Origin of the sequence: Idiomarina sp. UBA4206, from assembly GCF_002383015.1 — a bacterium.
In the GTDB taxonomy this organism is placed as follows: Bacteria; Pseudomonadota; Gammaproteobacteria; order Enterobacterales; family Alteromonadaceae; genus Idiomarina; species Idiomarina abyssalis.
This window is the reverse complement of record NZ_DFTS01000058.1, coordinates 14,476-26,508: the sequence shown is the minus strand read 5'-3', so window position 1 is coordinate 26,508 and position 12,033 is coordinate 14,476. Positions and strand designations below refer to the sequence as shown.

Annotated in this window: 12 protein-coding genes and 1 riboswitch; of the genes, 9 read left to right on the top strand and 3 right to left on the bottom strand. The window is 44.9% G+C overall.

Annotated elements, in window-relative coordinates; genetic code table 11:
* On the bottom strand, nucleotides 1-1,495 hold a 1,495-nt coding region (locus B3180_RS11720; RefSeq protein ID WP_286844719.1), incomplete at its 3' end, for a ligand-binding sensor domain-containing protein.
* Nucleotides 1,496-1,631: 136 nt separating this feature from the next.
* Here B3180_RS11720 and B3180_RS11715 point away from each other — a divergent pair.
* From B3180_RS11715 to B3180_RS11690, 6 genes are all read left to right on the top strand, one after another.
* The gene (locus B3180_RS11715) at nucleotides 1,632-2,681 is read left to right on the top strand and encodes an NAD(P)-dependent alcohol dehydrogenase (RefSeq protein WP_224797505.1); all 1,050 of its coding nucleotides are present in this window, start codon (nucleotides 1,632-1,634) and stop codon (nucleotides 2,679-2,681) included.
* A 44-nt stretch (nucleotides 2,682-2,725) separates the two neighbouring features.
* Nucleotides 2,726-2,902, top strand: a riboswitch (Lysine riboswitch).
* Nucleotides 2,903-2,997: 95 nt separating this feature from the next.
* Complete coding sequence (gene lysC, locus B3180_RS11710) at nucleotides 2,998-4,338, top strand: lysine-sensitive aspartokinase 3 (RefSeq protein ID WP_222236885.1); 1,341 nt, start codon at nucleotides 2,998-3,000, stop codon at nucleotides 4,336-4,338.
* An 81-nt stretch (nucleotides 4,339-4,419) separates the two neighbouring features.
* On the top strand, nucleotides 4,420-4,800 hold the full coding sequence (locus B3180_RS11705; protein WP_054487499.1) for a hypothetical protein: 381 nt from the start codon (nucleotides 4,420-4,422) through the stop codon (nucleotides 4,798-4,800).
* Between the two features lie 85 nt (nucleotides 4,801-4,885).
* Nucleotides 4,886-5,683 carry an undecaprenyl-diphosphate phosphatase gene (locus B3180_RS11700; RefSeq protein WP_278358652.1) on the top strand — a complete coding sequence of 266 codons (798 nt, stop codon included), beginning with the start codon at nucleotides 4,886-4,888 and terminating at the stop codon, nucleotides 5,681-5,683.
* An 11-nt stretch (nucleotides 5,684-5,694) separates the two neighbouring features.
* Nucleotides 5,695-6,522: an ion transporter gene (locus tag B3180_RS11695; protein ID WP_054487503.1), complete on the top strand. Its 828-nt coding sequence runs from the start codon at nucleotides 5,695-5,697 to the stop codon at nucleotides 6,520-6,522.
* Nucleotides 6,506-7,222, top strand: coding sequence for a M48 family metallopeptidase (locus B3180_RS11690; protein ID WP_222236887.1), 717 nt, complete (start codon nucleotides 6,506-6,508; stop codon nucleotides 7,220-7,222). The genes B3180_RS11695 and B3180_RS11690 overlap by 17 nt, the downstream gene beginning before the upstream one ends.
* Here the strand turns inward: B3180_RS11690 and B3180_RS11685 are convergent.
* The gene (locus tag B3180_RS11685) at nucleotides 7,215-7,436 is read right to left on the bottom strand and encodes a hypothetical protein (RefSeq protein ID WP_054487507.1); all 222 of its coding nucleotides are present in this window, start codon (nucleotides 7,434-7,436) and stop codon (nucleotides 7,215-7,217) included. The two genes, B3180_RS11690 and B3180_RS11685, sit on opposite strands and share 8 nt — an antisense overlap.
* 202 nt (nucleotides 7,437-7,638) lie before the next feature.
* Here B3180_RS11685 and B3180_RS11680 point away from each other — a divergent pair, with 202 nt between their 5' ends.
* The 3 genes from B3180_RS11680 (at nucleotide 7,639) to B3180_RS11670 (ending at nucleotide 10,963) form a co-directional block, all read left to right on the top strand.
* Entirely contained in the window at nucleotides 7,639-8,079 is a 441-nt protein-coding gene (locus B3180_RS11680; RefSeq protein ID WP_222236888.1) for a VOC family protein, read from the top strand.
* 89 nt (nucleotides 8,080-8,168) lie between these two features.
* Nucleotides 8,169-10,394, top strand: a complete 2,226-nt coding sequence (locus B3180_RS11675) for an NADP-dependent isocitrate dehydrogenase (protein WP_278355964.1) — start codon at nucleotides 8,169-8,171, stop codon at nucleotides 10,392-10,394.
* 92 nt (nucleotides 10,395-10,486) lie between these two features.
* Nucleotides 10,487-10,963, top strand: coding sequence for a hotdog fold domain-containing protein (locus B3180_RS11670; RefSeq protein ID WP_222236890.1), 477 nt, complete (start codon nucleotides 10,487-10,489; stop codon nucleotides 10,961-10,963).
* Here the strand turns inward: B3180_RS11670 and B3180_RS11665 are convergent.
* On the bottom strand, nucleotides 10,953-12,033 hold a 1,081-nt coding region (locus B3180_RS11665), incomplete at its 5' end, for a M24 family metallopeptidase (RefSeq protein WP_286844707.1). The two genes, B3180_RS11670 and B3180_RS11665, sit on opposite strands and share 11 nt — an antisense overlap.

The window sequence follows — 12,033 nt, the reverse complement described above, 5'->3', positions numbered from 1 at the left end:
GCACGATATTAATACTAACCACACCACGCGCTGAGCCGGCCCAAAGCGTGCCCGTTTTATCGAGATGTAACGAGGTTGTATAATTATTGGTTAAACCATCTTCCTGAGAAATATGTTGGGATACCCATTGCCCTTGGGAGTTTTGGTACAAATGTGTAATTCCCAAAGGTGTAGCCAGGAATTTCCCCAGTTTAGGATCAAGCTCAATTTGACGAATTTCGTCCGCTTTTAACAGGTTATTCGTGTCAAAGTGCCGGACGATTCTCTCACCGTCCCAAATATAAAGGCCGTCAGTGTATGTTCCGATGTGGAGCTGTTGTTTATCATCATAAGCCAGTGATAATACGGACTGCTCGTTTAGTGAGGTGTCAGGAGCCAGGGCAGAAATTCCCGTTTCGTCTACAATTGAAACACCATTGCTGGAGCCAACGATGACTTCACTCTTGTCATTTTCTGCTAAGGCTCGGATATAGTTACCTGTAAGCCCGTCCTTTTTTGTATAAGTTGAAAAAAGAGCATCTCTGAACTGGACCAGTCCACCGTGCGTTGAAACCCAAAAACTGCCTTCTCTGTCCTGAATAATATCCAGTACATGATTGTTAGGCAGACCTTCGCTGGTATCGAAACTTTCTATACCGTACTTATCACTAATGCGAATGAGGCCGTCGCGATAAGTCCCCAGCCAAAGTTGTTTGTCATGGGACTGAAACAGGGTGCTGATTCTTCTGTCAATTTCGGGTAGTGCTCGCCCAAACTCGGTATTTGCCTTTTGCTGATACAACCCATTTTCCGTGCCTACCAGTAAAGTACCGTCTTGCAGTTCAAGTAGGGCGGTGACTAACCGCTCCGGAATGGCAGTAATAGTTTCAAAGCGAGCCTGACCAACTTTTTTTACCTGAAGCCCTTTATTGGTGGCTGCCCACAAGTTGCCCTGGCTGTCGACCAGCGACTCATAGACAAACATGGAATTCAGACCATGCTTAGTCGTAAATTGTGCGGTGCGTTGATTGTTTTTATAAACGAGCAAGCCAAGCTCTGAAGTTGAGACCCAAAGGTTGCAGTTATCATCAGTAAATAAGTGGTTTACAAAAGGTGGAGTGGATTCAAGTGCTTCCCAGTGTCCATCATAGAAACGAGCAATTCCGCCCCGGCTACCGGCCACATAAATGCTGCTATCGCAATGGCTGTAGGCTGCGGTATACATGCCTATATCAGGTAAACCGGTTTCTCGTAAATTATCGTAGATATCGAAACGACGACCATTAAAGCGGGCAGGCCCTTGCCAGGTTGCTAACCAAAGGTAGCCTTTATTATCCTGAATGAGTTCATTAACCGAGTTGTGGGGTAATCCATCACGCGTTTCCCAGTGTCGAATTAAATAATCGGTTAGTGGGCTTTGCTCATTATTAGTGCCGCCTGAATTAACCGCAGCGGTTATCCCGGGTGAATTAAGGCAAAAGAATGCAGTCAGCAACAAAGACAGTGTGTACTTCATAAGTCATCTATTTTTTAAACAGTATTATTGGATGGTATGTTGTCGCCGAGTGGGTTGCAATAACTCTAGAGTCTACAATCTAAAAAATCAGTTAATGAGTACATTAGTGAGAGACAATAATTCAAAGGAGCGATAAATGACGAAAGCCTATGCAGCACAATCAGAAAATTCTAAGTTGGCACCTCATGCTATAGAACGTCGTGAGTTACGTAACGACGATGTTGCTATCGACATAACCTATTGTGGCGTTTGCCATACTGACATTCACTATGCAGAGAATGACTGGGGAGGCACCATATACCCGGTTGTGCCCGGCCATGAGATAATCGGTAAAGTCACGGCAGTAGGCGATAATGTTAAGAACTTCAATGTGGGAGACACAGTTGGTGTTGGCTGTATGGTTGACTCGTGTCGCGAGTGCTCTTCTTGTGAAAAAGGTCTGGAGCAATATTGCCTTAATGGGATGGTACCAACCTACAACGGAGAAGATTTACACGATAAAAGCATTACTTATGGTGGTTACTCCGAGAAGATAGTCGTCAGTGATCGCTTCGTGGTTAGGGTGTCAGAGAAATTGGATCCGGCAAAAGCAGCGCCACTCCTGTGTGCCGGTATTACAACCTATTCACCATTGCGCCACTTTGGTGTGCAAAAAGGGCACAAGGTAGGTGTCATCGGCATGGGTGGCCTGGGACATATGGGCGTTAAATTTGCTAAAGCCATGGGAGCTGAAGTCACTATTTTTACGCGCTCAGAAAGCAAAGTGTCCGAAGCTAAAAAGCAAGGCGCAGATCATGTGATTATCTCAACTGATGATAAACAAATGGAAGCGGCAGCAGAGACCTTCGATTTTTTACTGGATACCGTGCCGGTACAGCATGATCTCAATCCGTACATTAACTGTTTGAAAGTCGATGGTACGCACATTCTAGTGGGTCTGTTAGAGCCGGTTGACCCTGCATTACAAGCCGGAGCGCTGGTGATGAAACGCCGGGTACTTGCTGGCTCCTTAATTGGTGGCATTCCTGAAACACAGGAAATGCTCGACTTCTGTGCCGAACACTCTATTCATTGCGATGTTGAAATGCTGGATATCCAGAACATCAACGATGCCTTTGTACGGATGAAAAAAGGTGATGTGAAGTATCGATTTGTAATTGATATGGACTCGCTAAAGCAGTCTTAGTGAGTAAATAAATTGACCACGCTTTGTCGGGCGTGGTCTAATTTGCACAAAGAAGAGGTGCGTACACCAGGAACTTTCGAACTTAGGTTGCCAAAGCCGGATTTGAGTCGAAGGGGAGGGGTATTACGCCGAGGTAGCATAGTCATTTGGCGGCAATGTTGCCGGTTGCAGGGTTTGAACACCCACAACTGTCACCTTCAGGGTGGAGAGCTTCTGGTGTTTGCATTTGCCTATTGGCTATTAAGTTAATCTCGCCACTTACTCTGCAAAACCTGAGTTCTCCGAACACTTATGTTGTTATGTTCAGGAGAAAACTGTGTCTTTTACTGTTGCTAAGTTCGGAGGTACGAGCGTTGCCGATTATCCTTCAATGCTACGCTGTGCCCAAATTGTTAAGAATAACCCCTCTATTCGTCTGGTCGTTGTTAGTGCCTGCGCCGGAGTCACGAATCGGCTGGCAGAAATAGCTGATAAACAGGGTAAGCAAACAGAATCTCTGCGAAATGAAATTTATACTATTCATGCCTCTATTCAGCAAAAACTGAAGAGCTCCGGTGCTCTGGAACTATCCTTGTCTCAGTTACATGATGAACTGGAGTCTCACTGTCAAAAAGCAATAGCAAACTGGGCCGCCTGGCGGGATGAGTTATTAAGCTTTGGTGAGCGTTGCTCGAGTCTTTTGTTTTCTTGCGTTCTAAATGAACAAGGCTTGTTATCGGATACGTTGGATGCGCGGCAACTGCTGAAAACAAACAGCGCTTTTGGCCGGGCGCAACCGGATGAAGTTTCAACTAAGTCACATTGTCTTGAGCAGAAGCAGAAGTTGGACTCCGGGTGTGTGTGGGTAACTCAGGGGTTTATTGGCTCAGATGATAAAACTCAGACAACGACTTTAGGTCGCGGGGGAAGCGACTATAGTGCCGCCTTGCTAGCAGCAGGTTTTAACGCAACGGATTTACAAATTTGGACGGACGTTGCGGGAATTTACACAACAGACCCAAGAATCTGTTCCAGCGCCCGGGCTATAGCCGAAATGAGTTTCTCAGAAGCGGCAGAGTTAGCAACTTTTGGAGCTAAGATTCTGCACCCATCCAGTCTGGCACCAGCTATAAAAAACTCAATTCGGGTTTTCATTGGCAGTAGTCAGAATGCAGCCGCCGGTGGTACGTATATATCCGCAAATCCTACAACACGGCCTGACGTACGAGCGGTTGCACTTCGCCGGAATCAGACTTTAGTAACCGTTCATAGTTTGAGCATGTTGCATGCGAGCGGTTTCCTGGCGCGACTTTTTGAAATATTGGCGCGCTATAATGTCAGTGTGGATTTGGTCACAACCTCAGAAGTGAGCATTGCGCTGACTTTGGATGAAGGCGGAAGCATTGCAAATGGACAAGCGTTATTACCGGCTGCTGCTTTAGAGGAGCTTGAGCAGTTTTGCCGCGTAGAAATTGAAACGGGGTTATCGCTGGTGGCTATTATTGGAAACGGCATTGGACGAGATGCTCATATAAGCCAACTCACTTTTAATACAGTGAATGACTATGCTGTGCGTTTAATTTGCCAGGGAGCGAGCGAGCATAATCTTTGCTTTCTGGTAGAAGACAGTGAGGGTGAGAATGTGATCCGAACCTTGCATGATAGAATATTGAGTTAATAATATGTAAATAACTGTCTATTTATTGTAAAAATAAACTACAGTTAAAGAGACCCCAACAAACAAATTCAGGTAATTATTATGAAACAACTGACATCAAAAACTCTGGCTATTACTTCGGCCTTATCTGTAGCTTCAGCAATGAGCATGGGCGCTGCTCAGGCAAACCCTTTTGAAGCAACGGAGCTTTCTTCGGGCTATGAGGTTTCTCAACCACAAGAAATGAAATGCGGTGAAGGAAAATGTGGCGAAGAGAAAATGAAAGAAAAATCCAAAGAAGAAATGAAAGAGAGAAAGGAAAAGGCCAAAGAAGGCAAGTGTGGTGAAGGAAAATGCGGTGAAGGTAAGTGCGGCGAAGAAATGAAGAAAGAAAAGGCCGAGAGAAAAGGTGAAAAATCAGAAAAGTCGGAAGAAGGTAAATGTGGTGAAGGTAAGTGCGGCGAAGGTAAATGTGGCGCTTAATCACTTAATCTTACTTTCGTTCTAGCGACGAAACTGACTATAATGCTCGCTTTCTATTTGAGCAGAATGAAGGCGAGCATTTTTAATGGATTTCTTACAATCGATCATCCTTGGCATTATCCAGGGGATAACCGAGTTTCTTCCAATATCCAGTTCTGCTCATTTAATTTTGATGCCAATACTTACTGGCTGGGAAGATCAAGGTGTAGGCTTTGATCTCGCCGTTCATGTCGGTACTTTGCTTGCTGTCATTCTCTATTTTCGCAAAGATGTCACTCAACTCTTTGTCGATGGCCTTCGTTCTATCGCTGCTCGCCAACATGTCGGACAAAGCCGTTTAGGCTGGGCTGTTGTTGTTGGAACTATACCTGCTTGTATTGCGGGTATACTGCTACTGGATTACATAGACACTGCGCTAAGAGCTGTGGGGGTTATCATCACTACCACGGTTGTTTTCGCTGTACTTTTGGCTGTTGCCGATCGCTTCGCCCGCGGCAGCAGAACCTTGCAGGACATTGGCTTTAAAGATGCGATTATTGTTGGACTTGCCCAAGCTTTAGCACTGATTCCGGGCACTTCGCGTTCAGGCGCTACCATAACCGCGGGTTTGTTTTTAGGGTTAAACCGAGAGTCAGCTTCAAAGTTTTCATTTTTTATGGCCATTCCAATTACCGCTGCTGCTGCGTTGATCAAGCTATTAACCATAGCCTCAGAGTCCATTGCCGTAGATTGGTTAGGTTTTTTGGTTGGTGGCGTTGTGTCGTTTTTAACGGCCATTACCGCTATTCACTTTTTCCTGAAGTGGCTTAACGCGTTCGGTATGTGGCCCTACGTTATCTACCGTTTAGTCCTGGCGGTTGTCTTGTACTTATTATTCTTCTGAGTCGTTAATTTATGTACGAAAACATTAAAAAGCAGTTGTTTCAGCTTAAAAGTAACAAGATTTTTGAAGCGCTGGTGGTTGCCGTTATCATTATTTCGGCTTTGGAAATTGGCGCTAAAACCTACGAGTTACCCGCTTTTGCTAATAGCCTGACGTATGGTTTAGACCTTTTTATAACGCTGTTTTTTCTAATTGAAATTACCATTCGTTTTATTGCCGAAGACAATAAAAAAGCCTTTTTTAAAGATGGCTGGAATGTGTTTGATACCCTGGTCGTATTGGTCAGTCTTATTCCAATCAATGACTCTGAACTTGCCTTGCTGGCGCGCTTGGTCCGGATTTTCCGAGTACTTAGGATGATATCCATTATTCCTGAGCTTAGAACCTTAATAAACTCCTTGCTAAAAGCGCTTCCCCAGATGGGTTACGTTGTACTGCTGATGTTTATTATCTTCTATATTTATGCGGCAGTTGGTAGCTACTTGTTCGCCGACATCAACCCGTTCTTATGGGATAACATTGCCACTTCAATGCTTACGCTGTTCAGGGTGATGACCTTTGAAGACTGGACGGATATTCAGTATGAAACCATGGAAGTTTATGGTTGGAGCTGGATTTACTATATGACTTTTATTTTCCTGACTGCTTTTGCGTTTTTAAACATGGTTATCGGTATTGTGATTAACGTCATGGATAAAGAGGGTCGTAAGGTTGAGCTTGGCCAGGAAAATGAGGCTCAAGAGCTCGGAGATAAAGAACCTTCTATAACTGATTTACAGCAGGAAATTCGGGAATTAAAGCAACTGATAGTGGCTCAGCAAGATGCCGAAAGAAGGTAAAAATTTATACAGCGCAAAGCTGCTCATTAACGATATTCCCGTTACGGTTAAGAGTAAGCGGATTAAGAATATGTACTTAAGGGTGCGTGCGCCCTCGGGTGATGTTGAAGTTTCGGCTCCTAAGCAGTGCTCGTTGAATGAGATTGAAAGCTGGTTGTTTGAGCGTCATGACTGGTTGATAAAGCAACGGGAAAGAATTGCGATGCAACCGGTACAGCCAGAACTTCAGTTTGTATCAGGTGAAGAGCATAAGTTCTGGGGAAAAGTGTACACACTGGCTATTGCACTTAAAAAGCGTGGTGCCTCGGTTAGCTTGAACGATAATAAACTGCAGCTGGTTTCTTTGCCACATTACGATGCAGTTCAGCGTAAACAGGTTCTGGATCGTTGGTACCGGGAACAAATTACCCGCGAAGTTGAAGCCTTACTGGGTATCTGGCAACCGCGAATGGGAGTTTACAGCAGCGGTTTCGGTATCAGGGCGATGAAAACCCGCTGGGGTACCTGCAATATACGCAGCAAAAAGATATGGCTGAATCTGGAACTGGTTAAAAAACCGGTCGAGTGCCTTGAGTACGTAGTGGTTCATGAACTAACACACCTGTTTGAGCGTTATCATAACGCGCGCTTTTACGCACTCATGGATGAGTTTCTTCCTGACTGGCGTGAGCGAAAAAAACTGACCAACGAGTTTATCTGAGTTCTTCCCCTAATTGATTCTGCGCTATCAATCTAAATACATAAGCCACTTTGAACAAACCGGCTAAGATTACCTGTGACAAATGCAAGAAAACTAACAGCATCAAAGGTAAGTTTTCTTCCTGGAACCAGGCCAGATAAAAAACAACGATTGAAAGTAATAAAAACACCACCATAGAAGTGTTAGAGGTTTGCAATAGTTTACGTGGTTTCATAAGAGACATTCCTAATGCATCTAATAAATGCATATTAAATGTATCTTTAACTTAAATCAAGGAAAGGTAAGAAAATAGAGAACAGTGATGAACCATTGCCGGTGTCAGAGCCGTATTTTGAAGACAGAAAGGGTTTGGACACCGTTTAGACCTTATTGAACGAAGTTCTGAAGCCCTTATTGAGCAGGAAGGAGATTAGAAAGTGCAATATTTACACACCATGGTGCGGGTGCACGACTTAGAACAATCTTTGAATTTCTATTGTGATTTATTGGGATTGCAGGAAGTTAGAAGGAAGGAGGTAGAAAAAGGCCGTTTCACTTTAGTCTTTTTAGCTGCACCGGATGACGTTGAGCGCGCTAAAAAAGAACAGGCGCCGATGATGGAGTTGACCTACAACTGGGACCCGGAAACTTATAGCGGCGGCCGTAACTTTGGCCATTTAGCGTTTCGAGTCGAGAATATTTATGAGTTGTGCCAAAAACTGATGGATAACGGCGTCATTATTAACCGGCCTCCGAGAGACGGACACATGGCCTTTGTGCGCTCGCCGGATAATATCTCAATAGAGCTGCTGCAAAAAGGTGATAACTTGCCGCCACAAGAGCCTTGGGCCTCTATGGAAAACACGGGTGAATGGTAATTCAGAGCCAGATCCTCTATAATCTGCGCCACAAAATTACATAAGTAAGCTAATAGATTTTTACTTTGGTCCAATAAATAGGAATGACTATGTCGACTGATAAAGCAAAGATTATTTATACTGAAACGGACGAGGCGCCGCGCCTTGCTACCTATTCGTTTCTGCCTTTTATTGAAGCATTTACTAAGGCAGCTGGTGTTTCAGTTGAAACTCGTGATATTTCTTTAGCTGGTCGTATTATTTCGCAGTTTCCGGAGTACCTGAGCGAAGAGCAACGTCAGTCAGATGCTTTAGCTGAACTGGGTGAAATGGCGAAGACAGCGGAAGCAAACATTATTAAGCTGCCAAACATCAGTGCATCTATCCCGCAAATGACAGCTTGCATCAAAGAGCTTCAGGAACAAGGTTATAAGCTGCCTGAATTTCCGTTTGACCCACAAACTGATGAAGAAAAAGACGTTCGTGCTCGTTATGACAAAGTGAAGGGCAGTGCGGTTAACCCGGTATTACGTGAAGGTAACTCTGATCGTCGCGCGCCAAGTGCTGTAAAAAATTACGCGAAGAAGCACCCACATAGCATGGGCGAGTGGTCTAAGGATTCTAAATCGCACGTTGCACACATGAACGACGGCGATTTCTACAGCAGTGAGAAATCGGTAACCTCCTCGGGCGATGATACATTTAAAATTGTTTTTGAGAGCAACGGTGAGCAAAAAGTACTGAAAGAATCGGTACCCGTACTGGCAGGTGAAGTAGTTGACGCTGCAACGATGAGTAAGAAGCAATTGCAGGCGTTCTTTGAGAAAGAAACTGCAGCTGCTAAAGAGCAGGGCGTATTATTGTCACTGCACTTAAAAGCCACCATGATGAAAGTCTCTGATCCAATTATGTTTGGTCATGCGGTACGTGTTTTCTATAAAGACGTATTGGAAAAACACGCTGACGTTATGAAAGAAATTGAGTTTGACGCAAGTAACGGTATTGGCGACCTTTACAACAAACTGGAAAAAATTGGTTCAGGCAAGCGTGCTGAAATTGAATCAGACCTGGAAGCGGTTTATTCAAAACAGCCGGAACTGGCAATGGTTAACTCGCATAAGGGCATTACAAACCTACACGTACCAAGTGACATCATCATTGACGCATCAATGCCGGCAATGATTCGTGATTCTGGAAAAATGTGGGATAAGAACGACAGCCGACAAGATGCTAAAGCAATGATCCCGGATCGTAGCTACGCAGGCGTTTACCAGGAAACCATTAATTTCTGTAGAGAAAATGGCGCCTTTGATCCGGCAACTATGGGTACCGTACCTAACGTTGGCCTAATGGCGCAAAAAGCTGAAGAGTATGGTTCTCACGACAAGACCTTTGAAATTCCGGCAAAGGGTACAGTAAAAGTATTTAACAAAGCCGGTGATGTTGTGTTCGAGCACCACGTTGAAGAAGGTGATATCTGGCGCATGTGTCAGGTAAAAGACGCACCGATTCGTGACTGGGTTAAGCTGGCGGTTAACCGTTCACGCTTAAGCGGCATGCCTGCAGTATTTTGGTTAGACAGCAACCGCGCTCACGACGCTCAGTTAATTAAGAAAGTGGAAGAGTACCTGAAAGAGCACGACACCGATGGTCTGGACATTCAGATCATGGCGCCGGTTGAAGCGACTCGCCACACGCTACAGCGTGTTAAAGAAGGCAAGGACACCATTTCTGTTACCGGTAACGTACTGCGTGACTACCTGACGGACTTGTTCCCAATTCTGGAACTGGGCACATCAGCGAAAATGCTGTCAATTGTTCCGTTAATGAACGGTGGTGGTTTGTTTGAAACTGGAGCCGGCGGTTCAGCGCCTAAACACGTGCAGCAGTTTGTTGAAGAGAATCACTTACGTTGGGACTCTTTAGGTGAGTTTTTGGCGTTAGCTGCGTCTCTTGAGCACCTAAGCCGTACCTTTGATAACAACCGCGCGCAAATTCTGGCAGATAGCCTGGATGTCGCAACGGCTAAGTTCCTGGAAGAGAACAAATCACCGTCACGTAAAGTGGGTGAAATCGATAACCGTGGCTCACACTTCTACCTGGCAATGTATTGGGCAGAAGCGCTGGCTAACCAGAGCGACGATGCTGAACTTAAAGAGCGTTTCAGTAAACTGTCTGAGAAACTGTCTGGTAACGAGCAGGCCATTATCGATGAACTGAACAAGGTTCAGGGTGTTAAAGTAGACATTGGTGGCTACTATCAGCCAAATACCGATAAGGTATCAGCAGCAATGCGCCCTTGTTCTGTATTAAATGAAACGCTTGCCAGCTTATAATTTACACACTGTAAATTAGGCGATAAGTGTAAGAAGCAGGCTTCGGCCTGCTTTTTTTATATCGACAAATTGTTACCAATCTATTTGGAGTCATGATTTTGGCCAGTAGCAACTACCTTATTAATTTGTACGAACGCTGCTTAAAAATGCCTTTTGGACGTCAGGTTTTTTCGGCAATGTTTGCCCGAAAAGCGCCTTATTTTAAAACGATTAAGCCGCTTATTACTGAATTAAAGCCTAACCTTTGTCAGCTGACGTTTAAGAAACGAAAAGCAGTCCAGAACCATATTGGTACGGTGCACGCCATTGCGGTATGCAACGGAATGGAAATGGCGATGGGAGCATTAGCTGAAGCTTCTATTCCAAAGCATCTTCGTTGGCTGCCGAAAGGTATGAATGTGCAGTATTTGGCCAAAACCGATAGTGATGTGACCATAGAAGCAACAAGCTCAGAATCCACCTGGCAACCGGGCGATCAGCCAATATCGGTAGAAGCTAAGCGCAGCGACGGCACCGTTGTAGCCGCCGGACACATTACTATTTATGTGTCAGAAAAGCCTAGTCGATAAGATGAAAGGACTGCTGTCTGCCGTTTAAGTAGCTAACACCGTCACCATCAAAAAATGCATCCTCTTCCAGCATGATGGTGATGGTTTTATCCTCGAATGTGGTTTTGTTATTAAGCTCGATAGAATAGGCCGTATTGGAGAATAATGGGTATTCTCCCCCTCCTGGTATAGCGTGCTGTTTATCCCACATACCAATGGTAGGGCCTGAGCCATGGCCGTAATACCCAATTGGGTGGGTATAAATCATAGGCTCCAGGCCTTTGTCGTTAGCTTGCTCTAACGCTGCAAGTAATATTTCGTTGCCAGAACGTGTCTCTTCAAACTGGGCTGTCAAAATATCTTGTAGTTGATTGGCATTAGCTAATGCCTGTTTTAGGGTATCAGGTGCGTTGGACTCGTCTTCTTGTAAAACATAGGCATGTTGTTGAGTATCGGTGTTTAAACGCAGGTAGGTAATGCCAAAGTCTACATGCAATAAGTCGCCGCGTTGTATGGTGACGCCTGTTGAACGCGGGTGCCCTGGTTGAGGGTCATTGATACGTTGTACACTCACGGAAGGATGGAACCAAACCGGCAGGTTCTCTTGTGCCGCACGTTCACGGAACCACCATTGAAGATCTTCTGTGGTCGTTTCACCAACTGCAATAACTTTGTCAGAAAACCCTTCAGCGATAATTTGGTGAGCAAGCTTAACGGCATCCCGATAATAGGGCAGTTCTGCTTCTGTTCGCTGTTCAAGCCAGGAAACAGCTAGCGGTTCAGCATTCACAATTTTACTGTCTAGGTTATCGGGTAAAGCAGCCATAAAAAGCTCTTTATCCGTGGCTGTAATGCCGTCGGCCTGAGCGAAATCTTTTGATTGATTAATTGCGATAGAGGCTGGGTTACGCTCTGCAATAATTTGAGCCAGACGCTTCCATTGGTCTGGCTGTTGTTCCGGGTTCCATGCACTTTTAAACACCTCGCCAACGTCGTAGCGGGCTATTGCCAGAGTCTCCAGATTCTTATCTTCACCCGGGTCATGGATAAGCAGAATTGTTCTTCGTCTGGCTGACAACCAGTCGCTGGTT

What these genes read in the sequence shown, in the direction of transcription:
- B3180_RS11715 (WP_224797505.1), top strand. Translation starts at nt 1,632, where the DNA reads ATGACGAAAGCCTATGCAGCACAATCAGAAAATTCTAAGTTGGCACCT.
- B3180_RS11705 (WP_054487499.1), top strand. Translation starts at nt 4,420, where the DNA reads ATGAAACAACTGACATCAAAAACTCTGGCTATTACTTCGGCCTTATCT.
- B3180_RS11700 (WP_278358652.1), top strand. Translation starts at nt 4,886, where the DNA reads ATGGATTTCTTACAATCGATCATCCTTGGCATTATCCAGGGGATAACC.
- B3180_RS11695 (WP_054487503.1), top strand. Translation starts at nt 5,695, where the DNA reads ATGTACGAAAACATTAAAAAGCAGTTGTTTCAGCTTAAAAGTAACAAG.
- B3180_RS11690 (WP_222236887.1), top strand. Translation starts at nt 6,506, where the DNA reads ATGCCGAAAGAAGGTAAAAATTTATACAGCGCAAAGCTGCTCATTAAC.
- B3180_RS11685 (WP_054487507.1), bottom strand. Translation starts at nt 7,436, where the DNA reads ATGAAACCACGTAAACTATTGCAAACCTCTAACACTTCTATGGTGGTG.
- B3180_RS11675 (WP_278355964.1), top strand. Translation starts at nt 8,169, where the DNA reads ATGTCGACTGATAAAGCAAAGATTATTTATACTGAAACGGACGAGGCG.
- B3180_RS11670 (WP_222236890.1), top strand. Translation starts at nt 10,487, where the DNA reads ATGATTTTGGCCAGTAGCAACTACCTTATTAATTTGTACGAACGCTGC.